Below are 15,976 nucleotides of genomic sequence, written 5' to 3'. Positions count from 1 at the left end.
GAGAGACCGCCGGGCGTCGCGCCGTCCGGGACCTTCTCATCCCTCCGCGCTCAGACGCCGGGCGCGGCGGGCGACGTTCCTGCTCACCAGCAGCATCCCGCCGACCGAGGCCAGCATCCCGGCGGCGATGACCGGCACGACGGCCCCGAACCCGGAGGCCCCGGCGACGAGGCCGAACAGCGGAGGGCCGAGGAGCGCGCCCACGCTGCCCATCTGGGCCACCATCCCGGTGCCCACGTCGGCGTGGTCGAGACGCTCCAGCACGAAGGGAAGGGCGGCGAAGGCCAAGGCGCCCAGCACCCCGTTCTCCAGGGAGACGATCCCCGCGCCGGTTGCCGCGGCGGCCAGCGGACCGTCGGCGCCGTAGACCAGCCAGGCGGCCGGCACGACCAGCAGCCCGGACACGGCGAGCGCGGCGAGCGGCACACCCCGCCGGAGCAGGACGCCCACGGACAGCCCGCCGAGAACGCCGACGAACGAGATCGCCGAGGTCAGGGCCCCGGCGGCGCCGGCGGAGCTCGCGTGCTCGTCGACCAGGAGCGTGGGCAGCAGCACGACCACCGGCATCGTCACCAGCACCATCAGGCAGAAACACACGGTGAGCAGCGCGGGCCACGCCAGCGCCCGCGCACCGGGCACGGACCCGGCGGCCGCGCCGGAGGCGGACGTCCGCGGCAGCCGCACCCGGACGGCCACCGTCATCAGCAGCGTCAGCCCCGCGATCAGCAGCACCCAGCCGCGCCAGCCGAGGACCTCGCCGGCGGCGCCCCCCACGAGGGTGCTCACGCCGATGCCCACCGGGACGAACGTCGCCCAGACGGACAGGGCGACCCCCCGGTCCCGTTCTTCGGCGAGGTGGAGGACCAGCGCCGGGCAGGCGATGGTGACCACGAGATAGCCGGCGCCCTCGGCGACGCGGGCGGCCAGCAGCCAGGCGAAGCTTCCCGCGGCCGCGCTCAGCGCGCTCGCCGCCACCATCAGCGCCAGGGCGGCGACGAGCGACCTGCCCGCACCGAACCGGCGGACCAGATAGCCCGCGGGCAGCCCCGCGACGGCGCCCACCCCGACCACCGCCGAGATCGCCCAGCCCAGTTGCGACAGCGACAGCCCGAGCTCGCCGGCCATCGACGGCCCGACCGCGGCGAACTTGCCGTAGCTCATCGCCGCCACGACGCCGGCGAGGTAGATGACGACGATCGTCAGCCACGGCGAGCGCCGCACCGGCGCCGCACTCCGCTCGGATCCGCCTACGGTCGGCTGGGGGGTCAATGAGCCCTCCTTCGCGCGGTGTCGTCAGGCCGGATTCCACTCAACCAGGAGAATGCGTACGCCGTCCGGCACATCACCGTAACCGATCACCACGGCACGGTCCGCAGCCGTCGCCGGTCCGCCGCGCGGCATGCACGGGCCGCGATCAGTGGGACCATGGCTGGGTCGGCGCCGGCAAAAGGAAGGCAAGGCAGGTGGACCAGGTCGCCCGGATGTGCAACGACGCCCCGACCACGCGCGGCGGTCGGCGAAGGACCGGACGGACCGCTCCGCCCCCGGCGGCCGCGCGCGCCGTCCCGCCGCGTAACCCGCCGCGGGTGCTCGCCGTGGCGCGTGGCCGGCTGCGGGCGCTCGCCGTGCCGCTGCTGGCTCTGCTCTCGGTGATGCTGATCGCGACGCCCGCGCGGGCCCACGACGTGCTCGTCGCCAGCGACCCCATGGACGGCGCGGTCCTCGGCGCCATGCCCGCCTCGGTGACGCTCACCTTCGACCAGGCCGTACGCCGCGACTTCGCGCGGCTCGCCGTCACCGGGCCGGACGGCGCCCACTACGAGCAGGGCGAGATCACGGTGGACGGCAGGAACGTCTCCATCGGTGTGCGGACGGGCACCCCCGCGGGGGCGTACGCGATCGGCTACCGCATCGTGTCGAACGACGGCCACCCCGTCACCGGCGCCGTGAAGTTCACCGTGACCGGCGGGGGCGCGGCCCCCGGGGCGGTCACCGCGCCGACCACCACCCCCGCGCCCGGCACGGCGAACCCCGTCACCGCGAACCCCGGCGCTCCGACGACCGGCGGGGGGACGGCCGGCGTGGGGACGGCCGGCGTGGGGACGGCCGGCGTGGGGACGGCCGGCGTGGGGACGGCCGGTCAGGGCGGCGGAAGCTGGGTATGGGGGCTGCTGGCCGTCACCGCCGCGCTGCTGGCGCTGTGCGCCCGCGTGCTCGTGCGGCACGACCGGCGCCTGCGCGACGGGACGATCCCGGCTCCCCCGGCGGCGGGGACGCCACGGGCGGCCTCTCCGGGCGGCCCGGAGCCGTCGGACACACCCGCGTCGGACACACCCGCGTCGGAGACAGAGGCAGCGGGGGCACCGGCGGCGGAATCCGGGGCGGAAGGCCCGGCCGCCGGACGCTCCACCGCCGCCGGGACCGGTGCAGGAAGCTCCCCGGCCTCGGGCGGCGCCGCGTGACCACGACCTCGGAACCTCGCGTCTCGGCGGACCGGTCCGGCTCCGGAACCGAGCACGCCCGCGCCCGGGTCCCGGCGGCGGGGCTGACCGCCGGCGCCCTGCTCGCGGTCGTGATCGCGACCTGGCTCACCCTGCCAGGAACGGTGCCCGGGCTTCCCATGCCGGGCACGATCGTGGAGTACGGACTGCCGGTCGTCCGGCTCGTGCTCGACCTGGCCGCCACCGCGACCATCGGACTCAGCCTGCTCCCCAAGCTCCTCGGCTTCGACGACCCGGACCGGACCGAGCCGCTCGCCGCCAGGGCCCGGCACTGGGCCGTGCTGTTCTCGCTGGTCTGGTGCGCGGCGGCGCTGGTGTCGGCCGTCCTCAGCGCCGCCGAGGTCACCCCGGGCGCGTTTCCCGACGTGGCGGCGTACGTCGACGGCATCGGCGCGGGGCAGGGCATGATCGTGAGCGCGTCGTGCGCCCTGGCCAGCGCCGCCGTGGGGATGCTGGCGGTGCGGTTCGGCGAGAAGGTGCCGGCCGAGCTGCGGGTGCTCGTCGCCGGGTTCGGGCTGCTGCCGCTCCCGGTCACCGGCCACGCCTCGAACTGGTACTGGCACGACCTCAGCATGGTCTCGATGGAGCTGCACGTCATCGGGGCGTGTGCCTGGGTGGGCGGCCTGGTCGCGCTCGCCGTCCTGCTGCCGCGTCATCGCGACCTGCTCGCCCGCACGCTGCCCCGGTTCTCCCGGCTGGCGACCTACGCGCTGGTCGTCGTGGGGCTGTCCGGGCTCTTCAACGGCCTGGTGGAGCTTCTGCTCACGCCCGGCGAGAGCTTCCCCGCGTCGCTGGTCACGACGGGGTACGGCCGGCTCGTGGTCGCCAAGGCGGTGTTCACCGGCGTGATCGCACTGCTGGGGGGCAACATCCGCTGGCGGCTGCTGCCGGCGGTCACGCGTCAGGCCCCGACCGCGTTCGCCGCCTGGGCGGCCTTGGAACTCACCGTGATGGGCCTCGCGTACGGCGTCGCGGTCGCGCTGACCAAGACCCCGGTCGCCTGACCCACGGCCCAGCCCGCCCCGCCGCGGAGACGCCGAGAGCCGCCCCCGGCGAGGGAGCGGCTCAGGAAAGGCGGGTGAGCGCGGATGCGGGCCGTCAGGCCGTCGGCTCCGACACGGCGGCGGGCGCGGGGGTCGCCTCGGACGCCGCCTCGGACGCCGTCTCCGGCCCGGCATCGCGCGACGCGCCGGGCTCGGCCGTGACCTGCCTCTCCGCGGGCCGCGTCTCCTTGGCGATCCTGTCCTCCGCGGCGGCGGCCGTCAGCCCCTTGCGGCCGGCGAACCACTCCACCGCGTACCACACGACGGCCAGCGCGGCGAGCGCCACCGGCCAGGCCCGCGGCGCGTACGGCGGGGCTTCGAGCACCCGGTCCTGCGCCAGCAGCCCTCCGTACACCGCGGCGGTGGCGAGCAGCGCGCCCACGAGCGGCCGCAGTTGCCGGATCGGCACCAGGAAGGCCAGGTCGACGGCGAGTCCGGCGAGCAGGAAGAAGAACGGGATGGTCGACGGCGGGAACCCGCCACCGACGAGCAGCGGCCAGATCAGGCACCGGTAGGCCACGTACACCCCGGCGATCGCGGTGGCCGTGTAGCGGCGGCCGACCATGACGCGGGCGAAGACCAGGATCGCGACGCCCACGACCCCCGCGTACAGGGCGTAGACGACGTCGGGGATCGGCAGCGAGAACTTGAGCACCATGGCCCGGTCGACGCCCCGGCCCATCTGGTTGGCCGCGAATTCGAGCAGCGTCGGCTCGGCGTACGGCTGCCCGCGATCCCAGGAGGCCAGCTCCAGCACGCCGTACTCCTGCTGCAACTCGGGGAAGTGCGCGTTCTCCAGGAAGAACGCGAACAGGCCGCCCAGCACCAGCGCACGCCGGCCGCGGGTGATCCCGGCGTACCGGCCCGAGCCGAGGTACCAGCCGCGGATCGCTCCGGCGAGCATCAGTGCGGTGCCGATGTACAGCAGGGCGTGAGAGGGGCTCCACGCGGTGATGTCGATCCCGTTGACCCGGTGGTTGATCAGGTCGAGCGGGATCGCGATGAGGAAGACCCCGGTGCCCCACACGATCAGGCGGGAGGACGTGCGGTCCACGCCGTAGCCGGTGTACCAGTGCACGATGGTCAGCGCGACGGCGATCACCGTGCCGACCGTGTTGAGCAGATGCGGCGGGGCCAGGTCGTCGCGCAGCCACCTGAAGTGCCACGACACGTCCCAGCTCGACCCGAGCACCTTGAGGACGAACGCCGCGAGCCAGCCCAGGTAGAGCACCCGGAAAAGATCCTGCGGCGTCTGCCTGCCCGCCTCCCCCCGCGTCCAGTACGGAAGAGCCCACTCGATCGCGCGAGCGGGGATCTGCTTGAGCGGCGTTCCATTCACGCGCGAAATGATGCCGTTCCCTATGGTGGGACGCAATCAGGGTTTACCCCGATGCATCATCACGATTCGTGCGCGGACCGGGTCGGCGCCCGCTGACGTGGCGGTTATCCACAGGCGCGGCGGCTCCTCAGCGGTCTCTCAGCAGAGACAAGTAGCATCGCGACATGACGTTTCCGGGTGGGCGGCGTGCCCTCGCGATCGTGGTCACGCTGGTCATCCTGATGGCCGGAGGCGTGGCGTGGGCTCTATGGCCCTCTGGCCCCGTGGTGAAGGGACGTGGCCTGGTCATCCCCGTCGTCGACGGACCGGCCGACGACCAGCACGTCGATCTCGACGCCACCTTCTATCCCCCGGCCTCCGGCGGCAGGGCTCCGGCCGTGCTGCTCGCCCACGGCTTCGGCGGCAGCAAGGAGAGCATGCGCGAGCAGGCGGGACGGCTCGCCGCGCAGGGCTACGCCGTGCTGACCTGGTCGGCCCGCGGGTTCGGCCGCTCGACCGGGCAGATCGCGCTCAACTCCCCCGACTACGAGGTCAAGGACATGCGGGGGCTGATCGACTGGCTGGCCAAACGCCCCGAAGTGCGTCTCGACGCCCCGGGCGACCCGCGCGTCGGGATCGCCGGCGGCTCGTACGGCGGGGCGATCGCGCTGATGGCCGCGGCCTACGACAGCCGCGTCGACGCGATCGTCCCCCAGATCACCTGGTACGACCTCGCCGACGCGCTCTTCCCCGACGCCTCGGGCAAGGGTCCGCTCAACGGCGTCTTCAAGAAGATGTGGGCCGGCATCTTCTTCAGCGCCGCCGCCGATCGGCTGGCCCCGGACGGCGGCCTCGGCGCGGGCGGTCTGGCCGGCCTCGCCGGCGCGGCTTCGGGCTCCGCAGGCGACACGTCCGGGGGCCGGGTGACCGGGCGGACGCCCGGGATCGAGCAGGTCCAGTGCGGGCGGTTCCTGCCGCAGATCTGCGAGATGTACCAGAAGGTGGCCGAGACCGGCCGGGCCACCAAGGAGGCGGTCGATCTCCTGCGGCGGTCGAGCCCGATCTCGGTGCCCGGCCGGATCAAGGTGCCGACGCTGCTGATCCAGGGCCAGCGCGACTCGCTGTTCCCGCTTTCGCACGCCGACGCCAACGCCCGGGCCATCGCCGCCACCGGCGCTCCGGTCGAGGTCGCCTGGTTCAACGGCGGCCATGACGGCGGCGACGGCGAGGCGGACTGGCTGTCCGACCGTACGACCGGCTGGTTCGACCGCTACCTCAAGGGGTCCTCCGCCGGCGAGGGCGACTCGACGGCGTTCACCGTGACCAGGGACGGCGGGCGGGACCCGGGCACGCGCCGCCCCGTGCTCCTGCACGCCACCGCCGACCGCTACCCCGGCCTGCCGGGCGGGGAGCGCACCACGGTCGCGCTCAACGGCCCCCAGCAGCCGATCGCCAACCCGGCGGGCGGGTCGCCGTCGTCGATCTCGGCGGTCCCCGGCCTCGGCGGGCTGCTCGGCGGAAACGGCGGCGGCGCGTCGATCGCGCTGGACATGCCCGGCCAGGCGGCCGCCTTCGAGTCCGCCCCGCTGACCAGGCCCGCGCAGGTCACCGGCAGCCCGACCGTCACGATCAGGGTGTACGGCACGGGTGAGGCCACGCTGTTCGCCAAGCTCTACGACGTCTCCGGAGGGTCCCTTCCGGTGCTCCCGTCGAGCCTCGTCTCTCCACTGCGGGTAACCGCGAGCGAGGCGGGCACGCCGGTCACCGTGACGCTTCCGGCCATCGACAGGCGCTTCGACGCGGGGCACAGGATGCGAGTCGTCGTCTCGACCACCGATCTCGGCTACGCGACGCCCGCCGCCCCCGCCGTCTACCGCGTCGCGCTGGAGTCCCCCACGCTGGAGCTGCCCGGGGACGCGGCGCTGCGGACGCCCGCCACCGGCCCGGCGTGGTGGACGTGGGCCATGCCGCTCGCCGCGATCGCGGTCGCGGCCGTGCTCCTGCTGACCGGCAGGGCCAGGCGCGGCGGGGACGCGGGCGACGACCCGGCGGTGGACGCCGAGTCGGCCGATGTGCCCTTGGTGATCAGCGGGCTGGGCAAGCGCTACCGCAACGGCGAGCGGGCGGTCGACGGCCTGTCGTTCCGGGTCGAGAAGGGCCAAGTGCTCGGCCTGCTCGGGCCGAACGGCGCGGGCAAGACCACCACCATGCGCATGCTGATGGGTCTCATCCACCCCGACGAGGGCGAGATCCGGATCTTCGGCACCCGTGTGCGGCCGGGGGCTCCGGTGTTGTCGCGGCTGGGGTCGTTCGTCGAGGGGCCGGGCTTCCTGCCGCACCTGTCCGGCCGGGCCAACCTGGAGCTGTACTGGCAGGCCACGGGACGACCGCCGCAGGACGCCCGCATGGAGGAGGCGCTGGAGATCGCCGGGCTCGGCGCGGCCCTGGAGCGCGCGGTGCGCACCTATTCCCAGGGCATGCGCCAGCGCCTCGCCATCGCGCAGGCCATGCTCGGCCTCCCCGACCTGCTCGTGCTGGACGAGCCGACCAACGGCCTCGACCCGCCGCAGATCGCGGAGATGCGCCGGGTGCTCAAGGCGTACGCCGAGCGGGGGCGCACCGTCATCGTCTCCAGCCACATGCTCGCCGAGGTCGAGCAGACCTGCACCCATGTGGTCGTCATGCACCGCGGGCGGCTGGTGTCGGCCGGGCCGGTCGGCGACCTGCTCGGCACCGCGCCGGCCGCCAACGGCGCCGGCCCCCGCCTGGAGGACGTGTTCCTCGACCTGATCGGAGAGAGCCGTTGAGCCCGGCGAAACGACCCGCCCCGGACCTGACCGAACACATCCACGACGGCGGGCGGGCCACGCCGGCCACCCAGGACGAACCGGACACGCGCGGTGACGCCGTGGGAGGCCGGGCGCCCGGCTACGCTCCGGGACGCACGCTGCCGCTGCGGGTGGAGTTCGTGCGGCAGCTGCGGCGGCGCCGGACCATGGCGATGTTCGCCGTACTGCTCGCCCTCCCGTGGGTGCTCGTGGTGGCGTTCCAGTTCGGGCCGGCCGGGCGTGGCCAGGGCAGCCTGCGGCTGTCGGATCTGGCCACGGCGGGCGGGCTCAACTTCGCCGCGTTCGCCCTGTCGGTGTCGGCCAACTTCCTGCTGGTCGTCGCCGTGGCGCTGTTCTGCGGTGACACGGTGGCGAGCGAGGCGAGCTGGTCGTCGCTGCGCTACCTGCTGGCCGCGCCGGTTCCCCGCGACCGGCTGCTGCGCCAGAAGCTGGTGGTGGCGCTGGCGTACTCGGCCGCCGCGGTGACCGTGCTTCCGCTGATGGCCCTGCTCGCCGGCACGCTGGCCTTCGGGTGGAACGACATCACCGTGCCGGGGACCGGCGAGGTGATCCCCGCCGCCGACGTGCTGCCCAAGTTCGCCGTCGTCATCGGCTATGCCCTGGTCAGCCAGCTCGTGGTCGCCGCGGTCGCCTTCCTGCTGTCGGTCGGCACCGACTCCCCGCTCGGCGCGGTCGGCGGCGCGGTCGGCCTGGTGATCGTCAGCAGCATCCTGCAGGCGGTCGAGGCGCTGGGCTCGCTGCGCGAGTTCCTTCCCACGTTCTGGAACTCCGCGTGGCTCGACGCGCTCGCGCCGGAGCCCGACTACAGCGGCATGGTGAAGGGCGTGGCGGTCTCCGTGACCTACTCGGCGGTCCTCGTCGCCCTGGCCTTCCGCCGCTTCCGGCGCCGGGACATCGTGTCCTGATGCGAAACCCGCGCCGTCCCCGGGCCGTTCCGGCCAGCCGGAAGGCCCGGGGACCGCTGGCGGTGGGACCGGAATGGAGGCTGCCAGCGAAGACAGGCCACCGCTTGCGGAGACAAGCTGATATCGGAACCGATCAGGACATCCGGGTCGGCGCCCGTCACGCCTGGCGGCGTGGTTCTCGATCGGCCACGGCCGCCCCGCAGGACGTAGGAGAACGTCGCCACAGCACACGACCGCAGCCGGAGGTGATCAGATGCCGAGGACACTCCCGGAACCGACCGCTCCCTGGCCGTGCCGGGCGCCTTCGCCGGGTGCGCCCGCATCACCCGGCCGCCGCAGGCCTGTTCCCGGTCCGGGCGGGCCTGTGGGGGCCACGAGATCGACGGCAGCGTCGCGATGAGCGTCATGTGCCACAGCGGCTCCGCCTCCGTCGGCGATCCGAGTGCCCGCGTCCCCGCCCCGATCGGCGAGGACGGGGCCGCCGTGCCGCCGCACGCCGAGAGGATGCCAGAGCGGCTCGCCGACGACGGAGGGCGCTTGGACCGTAAGGCCGAGCGGCAGCGCCGGTTCCTGGTCGACGCCTCCCATGAGCTGCTCACCCCGCTCGCCGGGGTGCGGGCGCAGTTGGAGGAGGCCCGGCTGCACCCGGCCGAGACGGACCTCGCCGAGCTCGTCGACTGCTCACTGAGAGACGTGGACCGTCTGCAGGCGGTCGTCTGCGACCTGCTGCTGCTCCTGAAGGCGGGGACGAAGCCGCCCTGCGGAAGAAGAGCGGCCGACCTGGCCGAGCTGGTGCGGACGGAGGTCTCCAGCCGGGCACACCGGTCGCCGGTGCTGCTCCGGCTCATCCCCGGCTTGGCGGTCCACGCCGTCGAGCACGAGATCTACCTCCTGCTGGGCAACCTCCTGGACAACGCCCAGCGGCACGCCAGGAGCAGGGTGCTGGTGGAGGTCCGGCAGGAGGGCGCCCATGCGGAGCTCGCCGTCTCCGACGACGGCGGCGGCATCGCCGAGGTCGACCGGGAGAGGGTGTTCGAGCCGTTCACCCGGCTGGAGAAGTCCCGCGGCCGGGGCGGCTCCGGCCTGGGCCTGACCATCGCGCGGGAGATCGTGCGGGCCCACGGCGGGACCATCGGCGTGGAGGACGCGGCGGAGGGCGGCGCCCGCGTCGTCGTCCGCCTGCCACTCGCCGATACCCCGCCCGGCGAGGGGGCGTGACCGCTCCGTCAGCTCTCGCCGACCGGAATCACCGCTGTCAGCGTGGTGCCATGGCCGATCGGGCTGGTGACCTCGATCGCACCGCCGAGCGCCTGGACCCGGTCGATGAGACCGATCAGCCCCGAACCCCTGCCGGGGTCGGCGCCTCCTTTACCGTTGTCGCGGACCCCGACCCTCGCCGCGTCGCCCGCCGCCTCGACCTCGACGTACACCGTCGAGGCCTGCGCGTGCTTGGCCACGTTCGTCAGGCACTCGGAGACGATGTAGTAGACCGCCACCTCGACCCGCTCCGGCAGGCGCCCGTCGACCCGTACGTCCAGCTCGACGGGGACGGCCGAGCGGCGCGCGAGCATCTTCAGGGCCGGCCCGAGGCCTCCTTTGGAGAGGATCGCCGGGTGGATGCCGCGCGACAGCTCCCGCAGGTCCTCCAGCACCAGCGTCAGGCCCTCGGCCGTGTGGGACAGCTGCTCCTTGAGTTTGGGCAGATCCGGTGGCACGACGGTCTCCGCCATGCGCAACTGCAGCCCCAGGGAGACGAGGCGCTGCTGGGCCCCGTCGTGCAGGTCGCGTTCGATCCGGTGCCGGGTCTCGTCCGAGGCGGCGACCACGCGGGCCCGCGAGGCGGCGAGCTCGTCGCGGGCCTCGGCGTTGGAGATCGCGGTGGCGACCAGTTCGGTGAAGTCCCGCATGCGTTCCTCGACGTCGTCCGGCTGCGGCTCGGGAGCGCGGAAGAAGGCGATCATCACGCCCCACAGGCGGGCCTCGACGACGATGGGACTGGCGACCGCGGAGACGACCTGCTCATCCCCGGCCCACCCGTCCAGTTCCCCTGCCGCGCCCTCTTTTGCCGCCATCCTGCCCGGCTGTCCCGTCCACAGGACGAGGGCGGAAAGGCCGCTCTCCCTGATCGGGCGGCGCGAGCCCACCGGCGGCGGAGCCCCCCGGTCCGACGCGCTCCATGAGCCCACCAGGACGACCGTACGGTCGGGCTCGTAGCGTTCGATCGCGGTGTGGTCCGCGTTCACGATCAATCCCATCTCATGGGCGACCGCGCCGAAGATCTCCGTCGGCGAGACCCCGCGCGCGACCAGGGTGGCGACCCGTCGCAGGGCGGCCTGCTCCTCGGCGATCCTGGCCAGCTCGTCCCGGCTCGCCGCCAGGGCGGTGCTGATGGCCTCACGGTCGCGCGCAGCCACCAGCACCGCCTCCAGCGAGGGCACCACCCGCTCCCGCAGACGGCGCGTCATGGCCGCCGGCAGGCCCGCGGGCACGACGAGCGTGCCGATCCCGGCGCCGTCGTCGGTCAGCGGCAGCGCGGTGTGGCGTGGGTCGTCGCCGACCGGCCCGAGTTCGATGGCCAGGAACGGCAGTCCGAGTCCCTGCGCCAGGCGCCGGGCCACGACCGGCAGCGCCGCGCGCAGGTGTTCGGCGCGCAGGAGGAGACGGGCCGTCCTGGCGTCGAGATCGGCTTCGCGGCGGCGTTCCTCCGCCTCGACGACCAGGGACCGCATCAGCGCGGCGGCGGCGCTCACCAGCACCCCGACGACCAGGAAGACCAGCAGCGGCACCCACGTCCAGCTGCTGAAGATGGTGACCTGGTGGAGGGGCGGGACCTGGAAGAAGTCGTAGACCACGGCACTGGCCACGGCGACGATCACACCGAGCCACATACCCCAGAGGTAGGCGACCACGAGAACGCCGAGCAGGTAAACTACGTCCAGGGCGTTGCTGGGCGCCACCTGCACCAGCGCAAAGGCTATGAACGTCTCGGCTGCCACGCATGCGGCGCCCGTCAGGATGCCCCACAGGAGAGGCGGGCGGCTCGCGCGTAGCAGCAACGACAGCAACCGCGCGTGCACAAGGCCACACTACTCTCGCAGGACGGCTAGAGGTACGGGCGAAAGCCCTGGTCGACGCCGTCGCCCGCCGAGCCGGACCGGCACGCGACGAAGGCGGCAGAGCGGTGGACGAGACTCCGACGCGAGTGGTGCTGGCGGACGACGACGTCCTGCTGCGTGAGGGGCTGGCCAGCCTGTTGGAGCGATCAGGGTTCGAGGTCGCCGGCCAGGCGGGGAACGCGGCCGAGCTGCTCGCCCTCGTGCGGGAACGCCGCCCCGACCTGGCCGTGGTCGACATCCGGATGCCTCCCGGGCACGCGACGGAGGGCGTCGAGGCGGCCAAGGTCATCCGCGCGGAGCTGCCCGAAGTGGGCATCCTGCTGCTGTCGGCGCACGTCGAGGTCGACCAGGCGATGGAGCTGCTCGCCACCGGGCGCCGGGTCGGCTACCTGCTCAAGAGCCGGGTGACCGCGGTGTCCGACTTCGTCGAGACGCTCGAACGCATCGTCCACGGCGGATCGGTCGTGGACCCCAGCCTCGTGGCCGAGCTGTTCAACGCCCGCCGACGGCACGATCCGCTGGAGCTGCTCACCCAGCGTGAGCGCGAGGTGCTCTCCCTCATGGCGGAGGGCCGCTCGAACGCCGGAATCGCGCACAAACTCTGGATCACCGAGGGCACGGTCGAAAAGCACGTGCGCAGCATCATGTCGAGGCTGCGGCTGCCGGAGACGGAGAGCGACCACCGCCGCGTGCTCGCGGTGCTCGCGTTCCTCGACGCCCGCTGAGGCCCGTACCGGTGTTGCCCGCGCGGCCGGTTCAGGCGTCCGCGCCCCGCAGGATCTCGTCGATGGCCCGTCCCGACAGGTGCGGCTTCGACAGGAAGGCGACGGCCGGGCTGGTCGCGATCAGCTCGGCGAAGTCCTGCTCCTCATACGTCGAGATCAGGATGACCGGCGGCGGTTCCCCGTCGCCCGCGTCGTGCAGTCGCCGGGCCAGGTCGAACCCGTTCTCCTCGCCCAGGTCGACGTCGACCAGCACGACGTCCGGCCGGAGCTCGCCGAACCGGCCGAGCGCCTCGGCGATCGTGGACGCGACGCCCACGACGGCGACGCCGTCCGCCTCCAGCAACAGGCGGGCGGCCTCCTTGAAGTGATCGCTGTCGTCCACGATCAGACACCGCAGGGGCACGTCTTCAGAGTGACATCGGAGCGCGTCCGCGTCATTGCAGCTAGCTGGCATGCCGAGGTGCCGCGGGCACGCCCGGCGCATGGGGGCTGCCAGCGCAGACGGCGGGACCTCCCAGAGGCCATCGTGGGAGGTGTCAGCGAGCGACCGTGCGGCAGGTGAGATCACTAGAACCGGCTCTTCGTGAACTGTCCGCCGCCTGCTGAAGGATCGAGGTGACACGCATGTGCCCGCACACCCCGCCGTGTCCGCCCGCGTACGCCCCCGACCACGACGCCGCCCGTCTCGTGGCCTTCCACCCCGAGCAGGGGTGGGGACTGCTCTGCAACGGTGTCGTGGTGTTCGAGGACACCGGCGAACTGCTGCCCGACGGCCGGAGCCTTCTCCCGCACCGGGCCTGCTATGCGCGGGCCGCGTGAGTCCACGGGCGTGGCAGGGGTGGCCACGCTCGTCCCCACGACCCGGCGGCCGCACGGCGCCTTCCCGGGGGAACGGCTCCCAGCCGCGCCGGACAACGCGGCCGACGACGGCGTGCCGAACGTGCGCCGGGCCTCCTGGGTCCTCCCCGCCGTCCCGTCCTCCACGAGCCGGGCGCGCCGGCTCGTCCGCGCCGTGCTGCGGGACTGGGCGGGCAGCGCGGAGGGCGAGGCGTCCGAGGTGGCCGAGGTGGCCGAGGTGGCCGAGGTGGCCGAACTGCTCGTCAGCGAGCTGGTCGCCAACGTCCTGCGGCACGGGCGGGGGGAACCTGTCCTCACGCTCCTGCTGCGGGACGGCGTCCTGCGGTGCGAGGTCGAGGACGAGGCCCGCGTTCCGCTGCGGGCCCGCGACGGGTCACCGGACGAGGACGAGAGCGGCCGGGGGCTGCTGATCGTCGAGTCCCTGTCCCGCGCCTGGGGCGTGCACCCGACGAGCAGGGGGAAGGCCGTCTGGTTCGAGCTGGCGGTGCGGTGTTAGCTCCAGTGAGGCGGGCGTTCCTCCAGCAGGCGGGAGACGTCGGAGTCGGAGCGCCAATCGCCCCACCCGAGGTCGGTGTCGTCGCTCGTCTGGTCAGGCAGCACCGGCAGCCCCTCGTCGAAGAGGTCCACCGGACGCATGTCATCCGGATGCTGCACACTCACGCGGCCAATGCTACCGGCTCCGCCCCGGAGCCGCGAAGCCGCGAGAGGCGCGAAGCCGTAAGAGGCGGGGGAGCCGTGGAGCCGCGCGGCCAGGGGACCGGTGAGTCCCGGGCAGCCGTGGATCCGGGCCCACGGCCGGGCGGGCGCTGGGACTCCTTCCCCCGAGGGGAGATCACGCCGCCTCATCGCCGGGCAAACGTCACGCCCGTACCACCGGACAGCCAACCGCACGCAAAGGTACGATGCGGGAGCAGGGAGCACGCCGGACGAACCCCCCCGTGAGGCGGCATGGCAACGCCAGCAGGATGGCGGCAAGAGGGCAACCTGCCCGTGGAGCTGACCAGCTTCGTCGGGCGGACGCGGTTGCTCGCATCGCTGCGACAGAGGCTGCAGGAGTACCGGCTGATCACCGTGACGGGCATCGGCGGGGTCGGCAAGTCGCGCACCGCGCTGCGTCTCGCGCACCAGGTGCGACGGCAGTTCAGGGACGGCGTCTGGTACGTCGACCTGGCCCGGCTGCAGGACCCCGCGATGGTCTACCACACGATCACGGCCGCGCTCGGCATCGCCGACCAGTCGCCGCGCGGAGGGGCGGACACCCTCGCCGAATGGCTGGCCGAACGGGAGCTCCTGCTCATCCTGGACACCTGCGAGCATCTGGTCGACGCGTGCGCCCAGCTCACCCAGGAACTGCTCAACACGGCGCCGCACCTGCGCATCCTCGCGACCAGCCGGCGGTCGCTCAACGCGCCGGGCGAGTACACGGCCGCCGTGCCGCCGCTGACCGTGCCCGGCGACAACCCCTCGGACAACGCGTTCACCAACGAGGCCGTCGAGCTGTTCGGCGCGCGGGCCTCCGCCGTCGTACCCGACTTCGGGGTGGACGAGGACAACATCACGGCCGTCGCCGAGCTGTGCCGGCGCCTCGACGGGATCCCGCTGGCCATCGAACTGGCCGCCGTGCGCCTGCGCACGCTGTCGGTCGAGCAGATCCTCGCGCTGCTCGCCGACCGGTTCAGCCTGCTCGCCGGAGCCAGCCGTACGGCGCTGCCGCGCCACCAGACGCTGCGCGCGGCGATCGGCTGGAGCCACGAGCTGTGCGAACCGGCCGAGCGGCTGTTGTGGGCGCGGCTGTCGGTGTTCGCCGGAGACTTCGAGCTGGAGGCGGCCCGGCACGTCTGCGCGGGCGACGCCCTGCCCTCCGAACGGATCCTCGACGTGATCGGCGGCCTGGTCGACAAGTCGGTCCTGCTGAGCTTCCCCACTCCGGCCGGTCAGCGCTACCGGCTGATCGACACGCTGCGGCAGTACGGCGGCGAGTGGCTGGACAAGCTCGGCGAGACGCAGGACCTTCGTCGCCGCCACCGCGACTACTACCTCCAGCTCGCCGAGCGCAGCGAACACTCGTGGTCGGGACCGCGCCAGGTCCACTGGTACACGCGGATGCGCCAGGAGCACGACAACATCCGCGTCGCCCTCGACTACTGCCTGTCCACCGCGGGCGAGGAGCGCGTCGGCCTCGAGCTGCTGTCGGCGCTGTGGTTCCTGTGGGTCTCCTGCGGCTTCGCCCGTGAGGGCGTGATCTACCTGGAGCGTGCGCTCAAGGCCAGCCCCTCGCCCAGCAAGGAACGCTGCAAGGCCCTGTGGGTGCTGGCCTACATCCGCAGTGCCCAGGGCGACATGGCCGGCGCGCTCGCCGCGGCCGAGCAGTGCAGCACCGACGCGGTGCGCGTGGGCGACTCGGGCGCGGTGCTGCTCGCGACCAAGATGCAGGGCACCGCGGCCATGCTGCAGGGCGACGCGAAGAAGGCGACCGCGCTGCTCGGCGTCGCGATCGAGTTCCACCGCGGCGGCCGGGAGCTGAACCCGGGCCTGCTGCCGGCGATCGTCGAGCTGTCCATGGTGCTGCTCGCGCAGGGCGAGTTCGAGGAGGCGGAGACGCTGCTTGTCGACTGCCTGCAGGTCTGCCAGGAGCGCGGCGAGCTGTGGCTGCGGTCCTAC

General features: G+C 73.4%; 14 protein-coding genes. 9 read left to right on the top strand and 5 right to left on the bottom strand.

The window, feature by feature from the left end; all coding sequences use genetic code 11:
- Positions 1–36: 36 nt before the first annotated feature.
- Positions 37–1,269 carry an MFS transporter gene (locus tag FH610_RS12795; protein WP_139574571.1) on the bottom strand — a complete coding sequence of 411 codons (1,233 nt, stop codon included), beginning with the start codon at positions 1,267–1,269 and terminating at the stop codon, positions 37–39.
- Between the two features lie 194 nt (positions 1,270–1,463).
- On the opposite strand from FH610_RS12795, the gene FH610_RS43640 reads away from it, so the two are divergent.
- A complete protein-coding gene (locus FH610_RS43640) occupies positions 1,464–2,462 on the top strand; it encodes a copper resistance CopC family protein (RefSeq protein WP_161627990.1) in 999 nt (332 codons plus the stop codon).
- The gene (locus FH610_RS12785; protein ID WP_240808937.1) at positions 2,459–3,505 is read left to right on the top strand and encodes a copper resistance D family protein; all 1,047 of its coding nucleotides are present in this window, start codon (positions 2,459–2,461) and stop codon (positions 3,503–3,505) included. The genes FH610_RS43640 and FH610_RS12785 overlap by 4 nt, the downstream gene beginning before the upstream one ends.
- A 94-nt stretch (positions 3,506–3,599) precedes the next feature.
- On the opposite strand, the gene FH610_RS12780 is transcribed toward FH610_RS12785, so the two are convergent.
- Complete coding sequence (locus FH610_RS12780) at positions 3,600–4,883, bottom strand: hypothetical protein (protein WP_205825737.1); 1,284 nt, start codon at positions 4,881–4,883, stop codon at positions 3,600–3,602.
- A gap of 164 nt (positions 4,884–5,047) precedes the next feature.
- On the opposite strand from FH610_RS12780, the gene FH610_RS12775 reads away from it, so the two are divergent.
- The 3 genes from FH610_RS12775 to FH610_RS12765 all read left to right on the top strand — a co-directional run bounded on the left by FH610_RS12775 (position 5,048) and on the right by FH610_RS12765 (position 9,834).
- The gene (locus tag FH610_RS12775; protein WP_139574568.1) at positions 5,048–7,669 is read left to right on the top strand and encodes a CocE/NonD family hydrolase; all 2,622 of its coding nucleotides are present in this window, start codon (positions 5,048–5,050) and stop codon (positions 7,667–7,669) included.
- A complete protein-coding gene (locus FH610_RS12770; RefSeq protein ID WP_338104540.1) occupies positions 7,666–8,616 on the top strand; it encodes an ABC transporter permease in 951 nt (316 codons plus the stop codon). The genes FH610_RS12775 and FH610_RS12770 overlap by 4 nt, the downstream gene beginning before the upstream one ends.
- 396 nt (positions 8,617–9,012) lie before the next feature.
- On the top strand, positions 9,013–9,834 hold the full coding sequence (locus FH610_RS12765) for a sensor histidine kinase (protein ID WP_139574567.1): 822 nt from the start codon (positions 9,013–9,015) through the stop codon (positions 9,832–9,834).
- A gap of 8 nt (positions 9,835–9,842) precedes the next feature.
- Here FH610_RS12765 and FH610_RS12760 read toward each other — a convergent pair whose 3' ends face one another.
- Positions 9,843–11,693: a GAF domain-containing sensor histidine kinase gene (locus tag FH610_RS12760; RefSeq protein WP_139574566.1), complete on the bottom strand. Its 1,851-nt coding sequence runs from the start codon at positions 11,691–11,693 to the stop codon at positions 9,843–9,845.
- A gap of 104 nt (positions 11,694–11,797) precedes the next feature.
- Here FH610_RS12760 and FH610_RS12755 point away from each other — a divergent pair, with 104 nt between their 5' ends.
- Positions 11,798–12,457, top strand: a complete 660-nt coding sequence (locus FH610_RS12755; RefSeq protein ID WP_240808936.1) for a response regulator transcription factor — start codon at positions 11,798–11,800, stop codon at positions 12,455–12,457.
- Between the two features lie 31 nt (positions 12,458–12,488).
- On the opposite strand, the gene FH610_RS12750 is transcribed toward FH610_RS12755, so the two are convergent.
- Positions 12,489–12,860, bottom strand: a complete 372-nt coding sequence (locus FH610_RS12750; protein ID WP_240808935.1) for a response regulator — start codon at positions 12,858–12,860, stop codon at positions 12,489–12,491.
- Positions 12,861–13,081: 221 nt separating this feature from the next.
- Between FH610_RS12750 and FH610_RS12745 the strand changes: the two genes are divergently transcribed.
- Positions 13,082–13,276 (top strand): DUF5999 family protein, encoded by a 195-nt coding sequence (locus FH610_RS12745; protein ID WP_139574935.1) that lies wholly within the window; start codon positions 13,082–13,084, stop codon positions 13,274–13,276.
- Positions 13,260–13,811 carry an ATP-binding protein gene (locus FH610_RS12740; protein ID WP_139574563.1) on the top strand — a complete coding sequence of 184 codons (552 nt, stop codon included), beginning with the start codon at positions 13,260–13,262 and terminating at the stop codon, positions 13,809–13,811. Before FH610_RS12745 ends, FH610_RS12740 begins: the two co-directional genes overlap by 17 nt.
- Here FH610_RS12740 and FH610_RS42840 read toward each other — a convergent pair.
- Positions 13,808–13,975 carry a hypothetical protein gene (locus tag FH610_RS42840; RefSeq protein ID WP_161627988.1) on the bottom strand — a complete coding sequence of 56 codons (168 nt, stop codon included), beginning with the start codon at positions 13,973–13,975 and terminating at the stop codon, positions 13,808–13,810. The two genes, FH610_RS12740 and FH610_RS42840, sit on opposite strands and share 4 nt — an antisense overlap.
- 288 nt (positions 13,976–14,263) lie before the next feature.
- Here FH610_RS42840 and FH610_RS12735 point away from each other — a divergent pair.
- A partial coding sequence (locus tag FH610_RS12735; RefSeq protein ID WP_139574562.1) for an ATP-binding protein occupies positions 14,264–15,976 on the top strand: 1,713 nt, incomplete at its 3' end.

Origin of the sequence: Microbispora catharanthi (genome assembly GCF_006334915.2) — a bacterium.
Lineage (GTDB): Bacteria > Actinomycetota > Actinomycetes > Streptosporangiales > Streptosporangiaceae > Microbispora > Microbispora catharanthi.
Note: the sequence above shows the minus strand (reverse complement) of the source record. Positions and strands in the feature narration are given on the sequence as shown.

Coding starts and splice junctions, on each gene's coding strand:
- FH610_RS12765 (WP_139574567.1), top strand. CDS start 9,013: ATGAGCGTCATGTGCCACAGCGGCTCCGCCTCCGTCGGCGATCCGAGT.
- FH610_RS12740 (WP_139574563.1), top strand. CDS start 13,260: ATGCGCGGGCCGCGTGAGTCCACGGGCGTGGCAGGGGTGGCCACGCTC.
- FH610_RS12745 (WP_139574935.1), top strand. CDS start 13,082: ATGTGCCCGCACACCCCGCCGTGTCCGCCCGCGTACGCCCCCGACCAC.
- FH610_RS12775 (WP_139574568.1), top strand. CDS start 5,048: ATGACGTTTCCGGGTGGGCGGCGTGCCCTCGCGATCGTGGTCACGCTG.